Genomic DNA, 18779 nt, shown 5'->3' on the forward strand with positions numbered 1-18779 from the left:
CAAGCCGGCTCCTGCAATGATGAAATTACTCACACGTGTAGGAGCCGGCTTGCTGGCGAAGGCGATCTCATCGGCGCCGCATAACCCCCTGCAGAAATTGCCTGTGTGTCACTCACCCGGTAAAGTGCCGCTCCCCCCGTTTCGCCAGAGGTCAAACCATGAGCCAGTCCATTGATATTGCCGTGATCGGCGCCACCGGTACTGTCGGCGAGACACTCGTGCAGATTCTCGAAGAGCGCGATTTCCCGATCGGCACCCTGCACCTGCTGGCCAGCAGCGAATCAGCCGGCAGTTCGGTGCCGTTTCGCGGCAAGAACGTACGGGTGCGGGAAGTCGATGAGTTCGACTTCAGCAAGGTGCAACTAGCATTCTTTGCCGCCGGCCCGGCGGTTTCCTTGAGTTTTGCTTCCCGCGCGACAGACGCTGGTTGCTCGGTGATCGATCTTTCCGGTGCCTTGTCGGCGGAAAAGGCGCCGCAGGTCGTGCCTGAGGCCAACGCCCAGGTGCTGGCCGGCTTGAAAAAGCCCTTTCAGGTCAGCAGTCCAAGCCCGTCGGCCACCGCGCTGGCGGTAGTGCTCGCGCCATTGATGGATTTGCTCGATCTGCAGCGCATCAGCCTGACCGCCAGCCTGGCGGTATCGGCCCAGGGCCGCGAAGCGGTGAGTGAGCTCGCCCGGCAAACTGCCGAGTTGCTGAATGTGAGGCCGCTGGAGCCGAAATTCTTTGACCGGCAGATGGCCTTCAACCTGCTGGCCCAGGTCGGCACGCCGGATGAGCAAGGTCATACCCTGCTGGAAAAACGCCTGGTGCGCGAACTGCGCCAGGTCATGGCGCGACCTTCGTTGAAGATTTCCGTCACCTGCATTCAAGCCCCGGTGTTTTTTGGCGATAGCTATAGCGTGACCCTGCAGTCCGCGAGTGAAATCGACCTGGCGAAAATCAATGCGGCCCTGGAAGACGCACCCGGCATCGAGCTGGTGGAAGCTGGCGATTACCCGACGCCGGTGGGCGATGCGGTGGGGCAGGATGTGGTCTACGTCGGTCGGGTTCGCCATGGGATCGACGACCTGTCGGAACTTAATTTGTGGCTGACGTCAGATAACGTACGCAAAGGCGCGGCGCTCAACGCTGTGCAGCTGGCCGAGTTGTTGATAAAAGACCTGCTGTAAAAGATACTTTGCAACAATTTGTCGAATGATTCCGGGCGAGCCTATGCTTGCCGCAGTGCCGAAGGCGAGCCGCTTTGCGGGGCTTTGCCGGGCATCAATGAAATGACCGCGCGCGACGACCCTCGCCGTTGCGCGCAATGCCTTACGGCAGCGGCTATCAATACCTTCTCGCTGGCCGAGGAATGTTCAAACTAAGGATGAGCTAATGGTTCAAGTTCGCAAACTGGTGTTAGCAATAGCGGCCGCCTCGGCGCTGTCCTCCGGTATGGCGCATGCCCTCGGGCTCGGGGAGTTGACCCTGAAATCGACGCTCAACCAGCCGTTGGTGGCGGAAATCGAGCTGCTCGATGTCAAGGATCTCACGGCTGCCGAACTGGTACCGAGCCTGGCTTCGCCGGAAGATTTCGCCAAGGCCGGTGTCGACCGCCAGGCGTTTCTCAATGACTTGACCTTCACCCCGGTGCTGAACGCCAGCGGCAAAAGCATCCTGCGCGTGACCTCCAGCAAGCCACTCTCCGAACCCATGGTGAAGTTCCTGGTTCAGGTCATGTGGCCCAATGGCCGTTTGCTGCGCGACTACAGTGTGCTGCTCGATCCATCGAAATTCTCCTCGCAAACCGCCGAGGCGGCCGCGCAGCCCGCACCGAATTCGACCGTCGCTGCGCCGGTTACCGGTGCGACCAAGCCGTCCCAGTACACCACCACGCCGCGCGATACCCTGTGGGAAATCGCCGCGAAGGCGCGTAATGGCGGTTCGATCCAGCAAACCATGCTCGCCATCCAGGCGCTGAACCCGGACGCCTTCATTGACGGCAACATCAACCGCCTGAAAACCGGCCAGGTGTTGCGCATGCCGGACCAGGTGCAGAGCACCGGCCTGCCGCAACCGAAGGCCATTGCCGAAGTGGCCGCACAGAACAAGGCCTGGCGTCAGGGTCGCCGGTATGTGGCGAAACCCGGGGCAGGGCAGCAACAGCTCGACGCGACCAATCGCGCTCGTACCGATGCCGCTCCGACTCAAGCGACCAGCGACAAGCTGAGCCTGGTGTCTGCCGAATCCGGCAAGAACCGTGGCAAAGGGGTTGCCGGCGATGCCAAGGCCCTGAGCAACAAGCTGGCGGTGACCCAGGAGAGTCTCGATACCAGTCGTCGAGATAACGCTGAACTGAAAAGCCGCGTGGCCGATCTGCAAAGCCAGATGGACAAGCTGCAGCGCCTGATCGAACTGAAGAACAATCAACTGGCCAAGTTGCAAACCGAGGGCGCAAATGGCGCACCAGCGGTTGCGGCAGCGCCAGCAATGTCGGCCGAGCTGACACCCAACCCGGCAACGCCTGCTCCGGCAGACGCTGCAGCGGTGGCGCCAGCGCCCGAGGCAACTCCGGCACCGGCCGAGAAACCCGTCGAGGCGACACCTGCGGCATCCGACGATCGGAAATTCAATGAGTTGCTGACCAATCCGGTACTGCTGGGCCTGGTGGGTGGCGGCGCGGTGATTCTGCTGCTCCTGCTGCTGTTGCTGGCGCGTCGTCGCAAGGCCCAGCAAGAAGCCGAGAAGCATCTGCGCATGGCGCGTGCCCTGGCTGAAGAGCAGCCGTTCTCGACGGATCTCGACCTGCCGGAAAGCAGTTTCGAAGGCCTGGAAGTCCCGGCACCGAGCGTGAAGCTGGCGACAGCACCGGCAATGGCACCAGCGCCAGCCCCCGCACCGGCGCCGGTCATTGCTCCGGTGGTGATGACCACGCCGATTGCCGCGCCATTGGTGGCGCCGGCTGCCGAGCGTTCCGACGACGTGCTGGGCCAGGCTCAGTCGCACATCGATGCCGGTCGTTTGAACCAGGCTGCCGCGTTGCTCGAAGACGGCGTCAAGCGAGAGCCGCAGCGCAGCGACTTGCGCCTGAAACTGATGGAAGTCTACGGCCAGCAAGGCGATCGCGATGCGTTCGTCGGTCAGGAGCGTAAGTTGGTGGCCAATGGCGACAACTACGCCCAGGTTGAAAAACTCAAGAGCCGCTTCCCGGCCATGGCGCTGGTGGCTGCTGGTGGCATCGCCGCAGCCGCCGCTGCTGCCGAGCTGGACGCGCAATACGTCAAGGATCTGCTGCTTGACGAGCCGCCAGCACCGGCGCCGGCACCAGAACCAGCACCGTTCGAAGACGACCTCGACAGCGCCTTCGACCTGAGCCTGGATGATCTGGATGCGATTACGCCTGTGACGCCTGCGCCAGCACCTGAGCCCGAAGTGACAGCGCTGGCGGATCTGGACGAGTTCCCGCTGGATGACGATCTGAGTTTCGGCTCGGTGTTGCAGCAACAGACTGAAATCAAGGAAAACCTCGACGATCTGTCGGACTTCGATCTGGATCTGGATCTTGGTGCAGAGCCGTCGCCGGCGATACTGGCTGAAGACGATTTCCTGCTGGATCTGGATGAGGGTGTGAAGGATTTTCCGGTCGCTGAAGCCCCGGCCGTTCCCGAGGTTGCGCTGGATGATCTGGAGTTGCCAGCCGATTTCGATTTGTCGCTGGCCGAGGAAATGCACACGCCGGATGTGTCGGACACGTTCGCGGCAGAGCTGGATGATGTCAACGCCGAGCTGGAAAGCTTGTCCAACAGCATCGGTGAGCCGACCTTTACCGAGGCTGACGCCGCCCTCGATGGCGATGATGGCTTCGACTTCCTCTCGGGGACTGACGAGGCCGCTACCAAGCTCGACCTGGCTCAGGCCTATATCGACATGGGCGACAGCGATGGTGCCCGCGACATCCTCAATGAGGTCGTGAGTGAAGGTAATGCCGAGCAGAAGAGCGAAGCCCGGGAAATGCTTTCGCGCCTGGGTTGAGTGATCGGTAGGTTGTAAAAAAAGCGGCAGCCCATTGAGGCTGCCGTTTTTGTTTGGCCGGTGATGCGTTGGTGTCTGCGAAATTGCTATCGCGGGCAAGCCCGCTCCTACAGGTTATGTGGGCGACATAAATCACTGTAGGAGCGGGCTCGCCCGCGATGAGGCCGGAACAGTCAATGGAGATCCCTCTGGCATCCCCGCCCGGCGGCCTTATAATGCCCGCCTTTGGTACATCAGCAGGCTGTCCCTCCTTGGCAAATATAGATAACCCGGCCGCCGAAATGGCAGCCGACGGCTTTTTCCGGATCGCGCTGGGCGTCGAATACAAAGGCTCGCGCTATCGCGGCTGGCAGCGCCAGGCGTCCGGGGTCCTCACCGTGCAGGAAACCCTCGAAAACGCCTTGTCCAAAGTCGCCGACTCACCCGTTTCGCTGATGTGCGCCGGGCGTACCGACGCCGGGGTGCATGCCTGCGGACAGGTGGTGCATTTCGACACCCAGGTCGAGCGCTCGATGAAGGCCTGGACCATGGGCGCGAACATCAACTTGCCCCACGACGTCAGCGTCAGCTGGGCCAAAGTCATGCCAGGGCATTTCCATGCGCGGTTCAAGGCCATTGCCCGGCGTTATCGCTACGTGATCTACAACGATCAGATCCGCCCGGCGCACCTGAACGAAGAAGTGACCTGGAACCACCGTCCGCTGGACGTCGAGCGCATGGCCGAGGCCGCCCGGTATCTGCTCGGCACCCATGATTTCAGCGCATTCCGCGCCGGCCAGTGCCAGGCCAAGTCGCCGATCAAGGAACTGCACCACCTGCGCGTCACCCGCCACGGCAAGATGATCGTGCTGGATATTCGCGCCAGCGCTTTCCTGCATCACATGGTGCGCAACATTGCCGGCGTGCTGATGACCATTGGCGCCGGTGAGCGTCCCGTGGAGTGGATGAAAGAGGTGCTGGAGAGCCGCATTCGCCGCACCGGTGGCGTGACGGCGCATCCGTTCGGTCTGTATCTGGTGCAGGTCGAGTACCGTGACGAGTTCGAATTGCCCGAGCGTTACATCGGTCCACACTTCCTGACCGGCTTCTCGGAACTTGGCGGCTGACGCCCTCGAATGCTTTTGTTACCATCCGGGACTTCCCCGGATTTGTCTTGGAGTTGTGTCGACATGTCAGCCGTTCGCAGCAAGATCTGTGGGATTACCCGCATAGAAGATGCGTTGGCAGCCGTCGAGGCCGGGGCGGATGCCATCGGATTTGTGTTCTACGCCAAAAGCCCCCGTGCGGTGACGTTCCAGCAGGCGCGCTCGATCATCAAGGCGCTGCCGCCGTTCGTGACCACCGTGGGCCTGTTCGTCAACGCCAGCCGCTGCGAATTGGGTGAACTGCTCGATGCGGTGCCCCTGGACCTGCTGCAATTTCACGGCGATGAAAGCGCGGCGGATTGTGAAAGTTGGCACCGCCCGTACATCAAGGCGCTGCGGGTCAAGGCGGGTGATGATATCGCCGCGGCCTGTGATGCCTATGCAAGTGCCAGCGGAATCTTGCTTGATACCTATGTCGAAGGCGTTCCAGGAGGAACCGGTGAGGCCTTTGACTGGTCATTGATACCGCAAGGCTTGAGCAAGCCGATCATTCTGGCCGGCGGTCTGACACCGGATAACGTCGCCGAAGCGGTTGCGCGCGTTCGGCCTTATGCCGTGGATGTCAGCGGCGGGGTAGAGGCGAGCAAGGGCATCAAGGATCACGCAAAGATTCAGGCATTTATCAAAGCGGTGCGCGGTAGCACCTGTTGATGTGACGGCTGGCAGACTGCCGCCGTCCACTGCACTGTACAAAGCGGATGCACTGCACACTGCAGGCAGATCCGGGGGTTTGTGGTTGCACGCAGGTCATGTTTCGCGCTGACCGTGGCAGTCCATCGACCGTCGCCGCACACATGAATTTAGCGCTAGGGCATACACGGGGCTGCGAACCAGAGCGTTCGGGCCGCCGGTACTGGAGAAAGAAAGCATGAGCAACTGGTTAGTAGACAAACTGATCCCTTCGATCATGCGTTCCGAGGTCAAGAAGAGCTCGGTGCCTGAAGGTCTTTGGCACAAATGCCCGTCTTGCGAGGCTGTGCTGTATCGTCCGGAGTTGGAAAAGACCCTGGACGTTTGCCCCAAGTGCAACCATCACATGCGTATCGGCGCTCGCGCCCGCATCGACATCTTCCTCGACGTTGAAGGCCGTACCGAACTGGGTGCAGACCTGGAGCCGGTCGACCGTCTGAAGTTCCGCGACGGCAAGAAGTACAAGGATCGCCTGACCGCTGCACAAAAGCAGACCGGTGAGAAAGACGCGCTGGTTTCCATGAGCGGTACTTTGCTGGGCATGCCGATCGTGGTGTCGGCGTTCGAATTCTCCTTCATGGGTGGTTCGATGGGCGCGATCGTCGGTGAGCGCTTTGTTCGCGCCGCCAACTACGCCCTGGAAAAACGTTGCCCGATGGTCTGCTTCTCCGCCTCCGGTGGTGCGCGGATGCAGGAAGCGCTGATCTCCCTGATGCAGATGGCCAAGACTTCCGCGGTGCTGGCGCGCCTGCGTGAAGAGGGCATCCCGTTCATCTCCGTGCTGACCGACCCGGTCTACGGCGGCGTTTCCGCCAGTCTGGCGATGCTGGGCGACGTGATTGTCGGCGAGCCGAAGGCGTTGATCGGTTTTGCCGGTCCGCGTGTGATCGAGCAAACCGTGCGCGAAAAACTGCCGGAAGGCTTCCAGCGCAGCGAGTTCCTGCTGGAGCACGGTGCCATCGACCTGATCATCGACCGTCAGGAGCTGCGTCCGCGCCTGGGCAACCTGCTGGCGCAAATGATGGGTCTGCCGACGCCGAAGTTCGTGGCTGCACCCATCGAGCCGATCGTGGTTCCACCGGTACCTGCCAGCCTATGATCCAACGTACCCTTGGCGAATGGCTCGCCTACCTTGAGCAGTTGCACCCTTCAGCCATCGACATGGGGCTGGAGCGGTCGCAGCAGGTAGCGTCCCGCATGGGACTGGGCAAGCCGGCGCCTCGGGTGATCACGGTCACCGGGACCAACGGCAAGGGTTCCACCTGTGCGTTCGTGGCGTCCTTGCTGCGGGCCCAGGGCTTGAAAGTCGGGGTTTACAACTCCCCGCACCTGCTGCGTTACAACGAGCGGGTAACGGTCAATGGCGTCGAAGCCACGGATGCCGAGCTGTGCGAGGCCTTTGCCGCGGTAGAGGCCGGGCGCGGGGATACTTCCCTCACGTACTTCGAAATGGGCACCCTGGCGGCATTCTGGCTGTTCCAGCGCTCGGGCCTCGATGCGGTGGTGCTGGAAGTCGGTCTGGGCGGTCGCCTGGATACGGTCAATGTGGTGGATGCCGACATGGCGCTGGTCACCAGTATTGGCGTCGACCATGCGGATTACCTGGGTGATACCCGAGAGTCCGTGGCTTTCGAGAAGGCCGGTATTTTCCGTCAGGGCGCTCCGGCGCTCTGCGGCGATCTGAATCCTCCACAACCCCTGCTGGACAAGGCGCGCGAGCTCAATTGCCCGTTTTTCCTGCGTGGGCGCGATTTTGACCTTGGTGTGACTGATCACCACTGGCAGTGGCGCGGTGTCGATGCGCAAGGGCGTGTGGTCGAGTTGCGCGACCTGCCGCTGCTTGATCTGCCGATGGAAAACGCAGCGCTGGCGTTGCAGGCTTACCTGCTGCTCGGGCTGACTTGGGTGGATGCGCAGATTATCGAAGCGCTGCGGGCTACGAAGGTGGTCGGTCGCCTGGATCGTCGCGAGATCGAGTGGCAAGGCAAGCGTTTGAATTTATTGCTGGATGTGGGGCATAACCCACATGCGGCGGAGTACCTGGCCCGTCGCCTGGCCAGCCGCCCACCGGTCGGCAAGCGTCTGGCGGTGTTCGGACTGTTGGCGGACAAGGATCTGGATGGTGTTGTCGGCGAATTGAATGCTAGTGTCCAGCACTGGGCTGTCGCACCACTGGATTCGCCTCGGGCGCGTCCGGTTACGGACCTGCACGATGTGTTGCAAGGTCTTGGTGCTTCGGTCACGTCATACGAAAGTGTGGCGGCTGCCCTGGAAGGGCAGTGCGCACAGGCTACGAGCGACGACGAAATCCTGTTGTTCGGATCATTTTATTGTGTCGCCGAGGCCCTTGAATGGCTGGCCCGGCGCTCCACGGAGGACGCGGCAAATGGCATTGCTGGATAAGGCATACAAACAGCGCATGGTTGGCGCCCTGGTGTTGGTCGCGCTGGCGGTGATTTTTCTGCCGATGCTGTTTTCCCGCCAGGACGAACAGCGCCAGGTGACGGTCGAAGCGCCTGCGGCTCCGCAGGCGCCTGCGATGCCCCAGGTGCAGGTCGAGCCCGTGGTGGTGCCCGAGCCACAAGCCTTGCCTCAGGAACCCGTGCCGAGCGATGACGAAATCGCCCAGCAGGAATCGGCGGTGCCAGCTGCGCCGGTGGCTGCAGTGCCAGCAGCCAAACCGCCTGCACCCGCGCCGGTCCCGGCTCTGGCGGCCAAACCTGCAACAGCGCCTGCCCAGCCGATCACCGCGGCACCGGGCAAGCCGGACACCACGCAAAGCCGTGTCGACGCCAATGGCCTGTCTGTCAGCTGGTCGGTGCAACTGGCCAGCCTGGCGAATCGTGAAAGCGCGGAAAAACTTCAGAAAACCCTGCGCAGCCAGGGTTACAACGCCTACATCCGTACCGCCGACGGCAAAAACCGGGTGTTTGTCGGGCCGCTGATCGAGCGCGCCGAAGCCGACCGGCTGCGTGACTTGCTGAACCGCCAGCAGAACCTCAAGGGCTTTGTCGTGCGCTTTCAACCGGAGCGTGGCTAAAACTATCGCCCCGATATGCAATGCACTGACAATCGCAGCTTACCGATAAGCATGGGCTCTGCTAAAATGCGCCGCCTTATCCGTCTGTAGGCTGCACTGTGCCATTTACCTGGGTTGACTGGGCGATCGTAGCAATCGTCGCCATCTCCGCATTGATCAGTCTGAGCCGCGGCTTCGTCACAGAAGCACTGTCGCTGCTGACCTGGATCATCGCAGGGGTCGTTGCCTGGATGTTCGGTGGTTCACTGTCCGAGTACCTCGGTGGGTACATTCAAACGCCATCAGCCCGTATAATCACGGGCTGTGCCATCATGTTTGTCGCCACTTTAATCGTAGGCGCCATGATCAATTATCTTATCGGCGAACTGGTTCGCGTCACCGGGCTCTCCGGGACCGACCGATTCCTCGGCATGGCCTTCGGCGCCGCGCGTGGCGGGTTGCTGGTGGTCATTGCCGTCGGGCTGTTGAGCCTGGGGCCGGTACAGCAGGACGGGTGGTGGAAAGAGTCACAGCTCGTGCCAAAATTTCTATTGGTCGCCGACTGGTCCAAAAACCTGATCCTCGGGTGGAGCAGTCAGTGGCTTGCCAGCGGAATCAGCGTACCCGCTGATATTCCGTTCAAGGAGCAACTCTTGCCGATGGCCAAAACGCCTCAGTGAGTGGTGCTCAGTTCAGATCCATTAAGTAGGGGTTGCGTCGCATGTGTGGCATCGTCGGTATCGTCGGTAAGTCGAACGTCAATCAGGCGCTGTATGACGCGCTAACCGTCCTCCAGCACCGCGGCCAGGACGCTGCCGGTATCGTGACCAGTCATGATGGCCGGTTATTCCTGCGCAAGGACAACGGCCTGGTGCGTGACGTGTTCCAGCAGCGTCACATGCAGCGCCTGGTCGGTCACATGGGCATCGGCCATGTGCGTTATCCGACCGCGGGCAGCTCGACCTCGGCCGAAGCTCAACCGTTTTACGTCAACTCGCCTTACGGCATCACCCTGGCGCACAACGGTAACCTGACCAACGTTGAACAGCTGGCCAAGGAGATTTACGAATCTGACCTGCGCCACGTCAACACCAGCTCCGATTCGGAAGTGCTGCTCAACGTGTTCGCCCACGAACTGGCCCAGCGCGGCAAGTTGCAGCCGACCGAGGAAGATGTGTTTGCAGCGGTCACCGACGTGCACAACCGTTGCGTCGGTGGCTACGCCGTCGTGGCGATGATCACCGGCTACGGCATCGTCGGTTTCCGCGACCCGCACGGCATCCGCCCGATCGTGTTCGGCCAGCGTCACACCGATGAAGGCGTCGAGTACATGATCGCCTCGGAAAGCGTTTCCCTGGACGTGCTCGGCTTCACCCTGATTCGCGACCTGGCGCCAGGCGAAGCGGTCTACATCACTGAAGAGGGCAAGCTGTACACACGTCAGTGCGCGACCAACCCGTCCCTGACCCCGTGCATCTTCGAACACGTCTACCTGGCGCGTCCGGATTCGATCATCGACGGCGTATCGGTCTACAAGGCCCGCCTGCGCATGGGTGAGAAACTGGCCGAGAAGATCCAGCGCGAGCGTCCGGATCACGATATCGACGTGGTCATCCCGATTCCGGACACCAGCCGCACCGCCGCGCTGGAACTGGCGAACCACCTGGGCGTGAAGTTCCGCGAAGGCTTCGTGAAGAACCGCTACATCGGCCGGACCTTCATCATGCCGGGCCAGGCTGCGCGCAAGAAATCCGTACGGCAGAAACTCAACGCCATCGAGCTGGAATTCCGCGGCAAGAACGTGATGCTGGTGGATGACTCCATCGTTCGCGGTACCACGTGCAAGCAGATCATCCAGATGGCCCGCGAAGCCGGTGCCAAGAACGTCTACTTCTGCTCCGCGGCGCCAGCGGTTCGCTACCCGAACGTCTACGGCATCGACATGCCGAGCGCTCACGAACTGATCGCCCACAATCGTTCGACCCAGGACGTGGCTGACCTGATCGGCGCCGACTGGCTGATCTATCAGGACCTGCCTGACTTGATCGAGGCGGTCGGTGGCGGCAAGATCAAGATCGACAAGTTCGATTGTGCGGTGTTCGACGGCCAGTACGTCACCGGCGACGTCGACGAGGCTTACCTGAACAAGATCGAACAGGCACGCAACGATGCCTCTAAGGTCAAGACGCAGGCAGTCAGTGCGATCATCGACCTGTACAACAACTGAGTAATTACCGGCCCTGAGGGGCCGGTTTTGTATCCGGCTTTTAATTTACGAGAATAGGGAAAGGGGTGACAGCATGAGTCAGGATTGGGATGCCGGTCGGTTGGACAGCGACCTCGAAGGCGTAGCGTTCGATACCCTGGCCGTACGTGCCGGTCAGCACCGTACGCCGGAAGGTGAACACGGTGATCCGATGTTCTTCACTTCCAGCTATGTATTCCGCACCGCTGCCGACGCCGCCGCGCGTTTTGCCGGGGAAGTACCGGGCAACGTTTACTCGCGCTACACCAACCCGACCGTGCGCGCCTTCGAAGAGCGCATTGCCGCGCTGGAAAGCGCCGAGCAAGCCGTGGCCACCGCAACCGGCATGGCGGCCATCATGGCCGTGGTGATGAGCCTGTGCAGTGCTGGCGATCACGTATTGGTGTCGCGCAGCGTGTTCGGCTCGACCATCAGCCTGTTCGAGAAGTACTTCAAGCGTTTCGGCATTGAGGTCGATTACGTGGCCCTGGCGGATTTGTCCGGCTGGGACGCGGCGATCAAGGCCAACACCAAGCTGCTGTTCGTCGAGTCGCCGTCCAACCCGCTGGCTGAGCTGGTCGACATCGCCGAACTGGCGAAAATCGCTCACGCCAAAGGCGCGATGCTGGTGGTCGACAACTGCTTCTGCACCCCGGCATTGCAACAACCGCTGAAAATGGGTGCGGACATCGTCGTGCACTCGGCCACCAAGTTCATCGACGGCCAGGGTCGTTGCATGGGCGGCGTGGTCGCCGGTCGCAGCGAGCAGATGAAAGAAGTGGTGGGTTTCCTGCGTACCGCAGGGCCGACCCTGAGCCCGTTCAACGCCTGGATCTTCCTCAAGGGCCTGGAAACCCTGAACCTGCGGATGAAGGCGCATTGCGCCAACGCCCAGCAACTGGCCGAGTGGCTGGAGCAGCAGGACGGTATCGAGAAAGTCCATTACGCTGGCCTCAAGAGCCATCCGCAGCACGAACTGGCACTGCGCCAGCAGAAGGGCTTCGGTGCGGTCGTCAGTTTTGAAGTGAAGGGTGGTAAAGAGGGCGCCTGGCGCTTTATCGATGCCACGCGGCTGATTTCGATCACCGCCAACCTGGGTGACAGCAAAACCACCATCACCCATCCGAGCACCACGTCCCATGGTCGTTTGGCACCGCAAGAGCGTGAAGCGGCGGGCATTCGCGACAGCCTGATCCGCGTTGCGGTTGGCCTGGAAGACGTGGCGGACCTGCAAGCCGATCTGGCGCGCGGTCTGGCTGCGTTGTGATCGAGTTGTCGGTGCCGGCCACCGGTTCGAATGGCCGTGTAGCCCTGGTGACCGGTGCTGCGCGCGGTATCGGCCTGGGGATCTCGGCCTGGCTGATCAGCGAAGGCTGGCAAGTCGTGCTGACGGACCTGGATCGGGAGCGCGGTTCGAAAGTGGCGAAAGTGCTGGGCGATAGCGCCTGGTTCATCGCCATGGATGTCTCGAATGAAGGGCAGGTCGCGCTGGGCGTGGCCGAGGTGCTCGGCCAGTTCGGGCGCCTGGATGCGCTGGTCTGCAATGCCGCGGTGGCCGACCCGCACAACATCACCCTGGAAAGCCTGGATCTGGCGCACTGGAATCGGGTGTTGGCGGTGAACCTCAGTGGGCCGATGTTGCTGGCCAAACACTGTGCGCCGTACCTGCGCGCTCACAGCGGTGCCATCGTCAACCTGGCCTCGACCCGGGCCGGGCAGTCGGAGCCCGACACCGAGGCCTATGCGGCGAGCAAGGGCGGTTTGTTGGCCCTGACTCACGCATTGGCCATCAGCCTTGGCCCGGAGATCCGGGTCAACGCGGTCAGCCCTGGCTGGATCGATGCGCGCGACCCCTCGGTGCGGCGTGCCGAACCGTTGACCGAAGCCGATCATGCCCAGCATCCGGCGGGCAGGGTAGGGACGGTCGAGGATGTGGCGGCGATGGTGGCCTGGCTGCTGTCGAGGAATGCCGGATTTGTCACTGGCCAGGAATTCGTGGTCGACGGCGGCATGACCAAGAAGATGATTTACAGCGAGTAGATCGGTTCTTTCCTCAGGCATTGATGTTGAATGCACCGCCGTCTTCGCGAGCAAGCCCGCTCCCACATTGAAATGCGATCCACTGTGGGAACGGGCTTGCTCGCGAAAGCGGTTTGACTGTTGCTGATGCTGTTGCGATTGACTTGATTTTGTCTTTTTCAGAAAAACTTCAATCCTGCTATTGACTTAGGTTCGCTACCTGCGTAAATTTCGCGGCCTCGGAGATGCAAACGGGTGATTAGCTCAGCTGGGAGAGCGTCTGCCTTACAAGCAGAATGTCGGCGGTTCGATCCCGTCATCACCCACCACTTCCGAGATACTTGCGAAAGCAAGAGGTAGGCTGAAATGCCTCCACCGACGCGCAGCGGTAGTTCAGTCGGTTAGAATACCGGCCTGTCACGCCGGGGGTCGCGGGTTCGAGTCCCGTCCGCTGCGCCATTATTTACGAAGCAGATTTCGATCTGGTTCGCGATTGAAAAGCACCGAAGCTTTCAATCACACGAGTTACTTGGACGAAAGTCCAAAGCGATACGCAGCGGTAGTTCAGTCGGTTAGAATACCGGCCTGTCACGCCGGGGGTCGCGGGTTCGAGTCCCGTCCGCTGCGCCATATCTGCCCCGAGGCCCACTGAACGCCTTGGAGCTACGAAGAAACCGCTGGTTACTTCGAGTCGATAGCAAAGACCCTGGTCGAAAGACCGGGGTTTTTTGTTTCTGCGATTTAAGTTTTTGCGACCCGTTCTGCAGGAGCGAGCAAGCGCGCTCCTGCACGGTTGTTGGTATCCGGCAATCAGCCTTGCAAATACACCGCATGAGTATGGGTGTACTCATACAACCCATGCTTACCATCCGCACCACCAATCCCCGATTTGCGCACGCCGGCATGGAAACCCTGCATCGCTTCGAAATTTTCGCGATTGACGTAGGTTTCGCCAAAATCCAGCTCACGCATCGCCTGCATGGTTTTGCTCAGGTCGCGGGTGTAGATCGACGAAGTCAGGCCATATTCGCAGTCGTTGGCCATGGCGATGGCTTCGTCCAGGTCATCGACGATTTGGATCGGCAACACCGGACCGAAAATTTCTTCGCGCATGATCTCCATGTCGGCACGGCAACCGGCCAATACGGTGGGCTGGAAATGGAAGCCATAGGGCAGGTCGGCAATCTGTCCACCGCTGATCAGGCTGGCGCCCTGGCTCAACGCGTTGCGGACCTTGCGGTTGACGCTGTCCAGGCCCTGGCGATTGATCAGCGGACCCATTTCGACATCAGGCTGCGCAATCGGATCGCCGTAGCGGGTCGCGCTCATGGCCGCGGCGATGCGCTCGATAAATTGATCCGCCACCTTGCGCTCGACGTACACCCGCTCGGCGCAGTTGCACACCTGCCCGCTGTTGATGATCCGCGAATCGCGGATCGCCCTCACCGCAAGGTCGAGGTTTGCATCCGCCAGCACAATGGCCGGCGCCTTGCCGCCCAGCTCCAGATTGAGCTTGGTGATGTTTGGCGCGGCAGCGGCCATGATCCGCGAGCCGGTGTCGACGCTGCCGGTGAAGCTGATCATGTCCACACCTTTGTGCGCGCTCAGTGCCGAGCCCACTCGACCGTCACCGCAAACCACGTTGAATACGCCGGCCGGCAAGTCGGTTTCGGCCACCAGTCGGGCGAATTCGAAACAATTGTTCGGGGTTTCTTCGCTGGGCTTGATGACGATGGTGTTGCCGGTCAGCAGGGCCGGGGCCATCTTGCGGGCGATCAGGAAGAAGGGGAAATTCCACGGCAGGATCCCGGCCACCACGCCCAACGGTTTGCGGAACAGGAAGATGTTTTCGTTCTGGCGGTCGCTGGTGATGATTTCGCCTTCGATGCGCCGGGCCCATTCGGCCATGTAGTCCAGGTAGTCGGCGGTGAAGTTCACCTCGACTTCCGCCAGGCCACTGATCTTGCCTTGTTCCAGGGTGATGGTGCGCGCGAGGTGCGCAACGTTTTCCCGCAGCTTGGCCGCAATGCGGCGCAAGTAACCGGCGCGCTCGTTCGCCGGTTTGCGTGTCCAGTCTTTTTGCGCGGAGCGGGCGGCAGCGAGGGCGCGGTCGACGTCTTCGGCGGTCGAAGCCGGGACTTTCGACAGCACGGCTCCGGTGGCCGGGTTGATCACATCGAGGTGGGCAGCGCTGGCCACGAACTGGCCGTTGATGAAGTTTTCGTAAACAGGCACGGACGGCATGGTGCGACTCCTTGGCAGATCAGTAAGTGCGTGACGGTGCTTGAGCGCTGGCGGGTTCGCGATAGCGGGCGAGGGTGGCCATGGCGCCTTGGCGCAGCAGGCTGATGTCGATGGCCACCGCAATGAACTGGCAGCCCCAGCGCTGGTAGCGGCGTGCGTCTTCTTCGTTGGGGGCGAGAATCCCGCAGGCCTTGCCCGCCGCCAGCGTGGCGTTCACGGCATGTTGAATCCGCTCCTGGACTTGCGGGTGGCCGGGGTTGCCGGCATGGCCCAGGCCGATCGACAAATCCGCCGGCCCGATAAACACCGCATCCACGCCCTCGACGGCGGCGATCGCTGCGACGTTTTCCACGCCGGTGCGCGATTCCACCTGCACGATCAGGCACAGTTGTTCGTGAGCGGTATTGAGATAGTCCGGCACGCCGTCCCAGCGGGTGGCGCGGGTCAGGCCACCGCCGACTCCGCGAATGCCGTGGGGCGGGTAGCGCATGGCGCGCACCAGTGCCTGTGCCTGCTCGGCGGTTTCGACCATCGGGATCATCAGCGTCTGTGCGCCGACATCCAGCAATTGCTTGATCAGGTTGGCGTCACCATTCACCGCGCGCACCACCGGCGCGGTCGAGTAAGGCGCCACGGCCTGCAACTGAGCGAGTACGCCGGGCACTGTATTTGGCGCGTGCTCACCATCGATCAGCATCCAGTCGTAACCGGTGGTGGCGACGATCTCGGCGGCGTAGCCGGTGGCGAACCCGGCCCAGATTCCGTACCGGGTTTCGCTGTTGTTCAGCGCGGCTTTAAACGCGTTTTGCGGCATGTTCATGTCGAACTCCTTTCTCAGCGGTTGTACGGCCGATGCAGTTGGCATTCCGGGTTGAGGGTCACGCCGAAACCTGGCTGGTCGAGTGCCGACAGGCGCATGCGGCCATTGACCGGCACCGGTTCGCCGAGCAATTGCGGATGGAACATCGGCACCACTTCGTCGGCCTTCGGCGCCATCATCAGGAACTCGGCGAACGGGCTGTTATGCCGGGTGGCGACGAAGTGGTAGCTGTACACCGACGAACCGTGAGGGATGACCAGCGCGTTGTGGGCGTCGGCCAGGGCGGAGATCTTCACCAGTTCAGTGATCCCGCCGCACCAGCCGACATCCGGCTGGATGATGTCGCAGCAACCCATCTCCAGCAGCATGCGAAAGCCCCAGCGCGTGGCTTCGTGTTCGCCTGTGGTCACCAGCATGCCCTTGGGTACGTTGTTGCGCAGGGCCGCGTAGCCCCAGTAATCGTCAGGCGGCAGGGCTTCCTCGATCCACTTCAAACCGTATTCGTGGGCGCCGACCGCCAGTTTGGTGGCGTAGTTGAGGTCCAGGCTCATCCAGCAATCGAGCATCAGCCAGAAGTCCGGGCCGACGCGTTCGCGCATGGTCGCCAGTTCTTCGAGGTTCTTGCGCAGGCCTTCCTCGCCTTCGGCCGGGCCGTGGTGCAGTGGCATCTTGCCGCCGATGAAGCCCATTTTCTGCGCCAGGTCCGGGCGGGCGCCGGTGGCGTAGAACTGCAATTCGTCGCGCACCGCACCGCCGAGCAACTGGTGCACGGGCTCCTGGCGGATCTTGCCGAGCAAGTCCCAGAGCGCCAGGTCGACGCCTGAGATTGTGTTGATGACGATGCCCTTGCGCCCGTAATACAGGGTCGACTGGTACATCTGGTCCCAGATTTTTTCGATGTCGGTGACACGAGCACCTTCGAGGAAGCGCGCCAGATGCTTCTCGACGATGTAGGCGGCAGGCTCGCCGCCCGTGGTCACGGCAAAGCCGACGGTGCCGTCGCTGGCTTCGATTTCCACCACCAGGGTGCCGAGCACGTTGATGCCGAAGGTGCGGCGACTCTGGCGGTACTCCGGGTATTTGCTCATTGGCGTGGCAATGTGATCGTCGATCCAGTGGCCGTCGGCTTGGTCGTGATAATCCGCGCCGCCGCCTCGCAGAGTGAAAGCGCGGACGTGTTTGATGGTTGGAATGCCCATGGTGTGATTCCTTTTGTTAAACGGCGGTCAGGTTTAAACGGTGGCCGGTTTGTTCGAGGCTTTATGGCCGGGCGCGCGTATGCCCAGCACCAGCAACGCGGCGATGACGGTGGTAGCGGACAGCACGTACAGGCCTGCTGCCGGGGAATGGAAGGCGCCTTCGGCCCAGTTCTTCAGCACCGGGGCGATGAAGCCACCGAGGGCGCCGAACGAGTTGATCAGGGCAATCCCGGCTGCAGCGGCGCTGCCGGCGAGGTAGCTGGAGGGGAAGGTCCAGAACACCGGTTGCACGGCGATGAAGCCGGAGGCGGCAAAGCACAGGGCGATGATCCCCAGCAGCGGGTTGCTGAAGGTCACCGAGCAGGCGATCCCGGCGGCGGCCATGAGCAAGGTCAGGCAGGCAGTGCGGCGACGTTCGCCGGTGCGGTCGCTGTAGCCGGGGATCAGGTAGGCGGCGATCAATGCGCAAATCCATGGAATCGCGGTGACCAGTCCGACCATCAAGCCGACCTTGGTGCCGAGCAATCCGCCAACTTGAGTCGGCAGGTAAAACACCACACCGTAGACGCTGGCCTGGATCAGCAGATAAATCAGGCACAGGTACAGCACCGAGGGTTGGCAAATCACGTTGAGCAGGCTACGGCCGTGGTTCTGTTTATGGCTGTCTTCCTGATCGAGCAGGCTCTGTACTTGCTGGCGTTCCTCGACGGTCAGCCACTTGGCATCGGCCGGGCGATTGTCCAGGTACCAGTAGGCCCAGATGCCCACCGCCGTGGCCATCAAGCCTTCAACAGCGAACAGCCACTGCCAGCCATGGAAACCGGCAAAGCCATCCAGTTCCAGCAGCAGGCCGGACAGCGGACTGCCGAAGATGAACGCCAGCGGCGCACCGAAGTAGAAGAAACCCATGGCCTTGCCGCGCACGGCGCTGGGGAACCAGTAGGTGAGGTAGAGGATCACGCCGGGGAAGAAGCCGGCTTCGGCCACGCCCAGCAGGAAACGCAGGACGTAGAAGCTGGTTTCGCTGTGGGCGAAGACCATGGCGGCGGAGACCAGGCCCCAGGTGACCATGATGCGGCACATCCACAGGCGCGCGCCGACGCGGTGCAGGATCAGGTTGCTTGGCACTTCGAGCAGTGCGTAACCGACGAAGAACACGCCGGCGCCGAAGGCAAAGGCGGCGTCGCTGATGTTGGTATCGGCCTGGAAGGCTTGCTTGGCGAACCCGACGTTGGCGCGGTCGAGGAAGGCCATGATGTACATCAGCAGGAGAAACGGCAGCAGCCGCCAGGAAATTTTGGCGAGCAGAGGCGCGGGTAGAGTCTTCATCGCAGTTTTCCTTTGGTAGGGCATTTGTTCTTATGGGGAAGACTGTACGGCCGCTGAT

At 61.7% G+C, this 18779-nt stretch carries 15 protein-coding genes and 3 tRNA genes; 14 read left to right on the top strand and 4 right to left on the bottom strand.

The genetic code is table 11. The annotated features are described in order from the left end of the window. Positions 1-158: 158 nt before the first annotated feature. From QMK54_RS10160 to QMK54_RS10225, 14 genes are all read left to right on the top strand, one after another. A complete protein-coding gene (locus QMK54_RS10160) occupies positions 159-1169 on the top strand; it encodes an aspartate-semialdehyde dehydrogenase (protein ID WP_110662243.1) in 1011 nt (336 codons plus the stop codon). Positions 1170-1374: 205 nt separating this feature from the next. Continuing rightward, positions 1375-4011 (top strand): FimV/HubP family polar landmark protein, encoded by a 2637-nt coding sequence (locus tag QMK54_RS10165; protein WP_320402440.1) that lies wholly within the window; start codon positions 1375-1377, stop codon positions 4009-4011. A gap of 281 nt (positions 4012-4292) precedes the next feature. Continuing rightward, complete coding sequence (gene truA / locus QMK54_RS10170; RefSeq protein ID WP_223593067.1) at positions 4293-5117, top strand: tRNA pseudouridine(38-40) synthase TruA; 825 nt, start codon at positions 4293-4295, stop codon at positions 5115-5117. Between the two features lie 63 nt (positions 5118-5180). Beyond that, positions 5181-5807: a phosphoribosylanthranilate isomerase gene (locus QMK54_RS10175; RefSeq protein ID WP_110661807.1), complete on the top strand. Its 627-nt coding sequence runs from the start codon at positions 5181-5183 to the stop codon at positions 5805-5807. Positions 5808-6024: 217 nt separating this feature from the next. Further along, the gene (accD, locus tag QMK54_RS10180) at positions 6025-6945 is read left to right on the top strand and encodes an acetyl-CoA carboxylase, carboxyltransferase subunit beta (protein WP_110661806.1); all 921 of its coding nucleotides are present in this window, start codon (positions 6025-6027) and stop codon (positions 6943-6945) included. Continuing rightward, positions 6942-8249, top strand: coding sequence for a bifunctional tetrahydrofolate synthase/dihydrofolate synthase (gene folC, locus QMK54_RS10185; protein WP_223592906.1), 1308 nt, complete (start codon positions 6942-6944; stop codon positions 8247-8249). The genes accD and folC overlap by 4 nt, the downstream gene beginning before the upstream one ends. Then, positions 8233-8886 (top strand): SPOR domain-containing protein, encoded by a 654-nt coding sequence (locus tag QMK54_RS10190; protein WP_320402441.1) that lies wholly within the window; start codon positions 8233-8235, stop codon positions 8884-8886. The genes folC and QMK54_RS10190 overlap by 17 nt, the downstream gene beginning before the upstream one ends. Before the next feature lie 98 nt (positions 8887-8984). Next, positions 8985-9545 carry a CvpA family protein gene (locus QMK54_RS10195; protein ID WP_150727110.1) on the top strand — a complete coding sequence of 187 codons (561 nt, stop codon included), beginning with the start codon at positions 8985-8987 and terminating at the stop codon, positions 9543-9545. Positions 9546-9586: 41 nt separating this feature from the next. Beyond that, entirely contained in the window at positions 9587-11092 is a 1506-nt protein-coding gene (purF, locus tag QMK54_RS10200) for an amidophosphoribosyltransferase (protein ID WP_095943671.1), read from the top strand. Positions 11093-11165: 73 nt separating this feature from the next. Then, complete coding sequence (locus QMK54_RS10205) at positions 11166-12377, top strand: O-succinylhomoserine sulfhydrylase (protein WP_150715390.1); 1212 nt, start codon at positions 11166-11168, stop codon at positions 12375-12377. Further along, positions 12374-13150 (top strand): SDR family oxidoreductase, encoded by a 777-nt coding sequence (locus QMK54_RS10210; RefSeq protein WP_110662772.1) that lies wholly within the window; start codon positions 12374-12376, stop codon positions 13148-13150. Before QMK54_RS10205 ends, QMK54_RS10210 begins: the two co-directional genes overlap by 4 nt. Positions 13151-13382: 232 nt before the next feature. After that, positions 13383-13458, top strand: a tRNA-Val gene (locus QMK54_RS10215). Between the two features lie 53 nt (positions 13459-13511). Then, a tRNA-Asp gene (locus tag QMK54_RS10220) sits at positions 13512-13588 on the top strand. Between the two features lie 94 nt (positions 13589-13682). Further along, positions 13683-13759, top strand: a tRNA-Asp gene (locus QMK54_RS10225). 180 nt (positions 13760-13939) lie between these two features. Here QMK54_RS10225 and aldA read toward each other — a convergent pair. Genes aldA through QMK54_RS10245 form a run of 4 tightly spaced genes read right to left on the bottom strand, consistent with a single transcriptional unit; the run spans position 13940 to position 18721 of the window. Then, positions 13940-15373, bottom strand: coding sequence for an aldehyde dehydrogenase (gene aldA / locus QMK54_RS10230; protein ID WP_320402442.1), 1434 nt, complete (start codon positions 15371-15373; stop codon positions 13940-13942). Positions 15374-15392: 19 nt separating this feature from the next. Further along, on the bottom strand, positions 15393-16193 hold the full coding sequence (locus tag QMK54_RS10235) for an HpcH/HpaI aldolase/citrate lyase family protein (RefSeq protein ID WP_320402443.1): 801 nt from the start codon (positions 16191-16193) through the stop codon (positions 15393-15395). A 14-nt stretch (positions 16194-16207) separates the two neighbouring features. Continuing rightward, positions 16208-17392: an L-rhamnonate dehydratase gene (rhmD, locus tag QMK54_RS10240; protein WP_008067008.1), complete on the bottom strand. Its 1185-nt coding sequence runs from the start codon at positions 17390-17392 to the stop codon at positions 16208-16210. A 33-nt stretch (positions 17393-17425) separates the two neighbouring features. Further along, the gene (locus QMK54_RS10245) at positions 17426-18721 is read right to left on the bottom strand and encodes an MFS transporter (RefSeq protein ID WP_110656694.1); all 1296 of its coding nucleotides are present in this window, start codon (positions 18719-18721) and stop codon (positions 17426-17428) included. Positions 18722-18779 lie beyond the last annotated feature (58 nt).

The sequence above is a fragment of the Pseudomonas sp. P5_109 genome, assembly GCF_034009455.1.
GTDB lineage: Bacteria > Pseudomonadota > Gammaproteobacteria > Pseudomonadales > Pseudomonadaceae > Aquipseudomonas.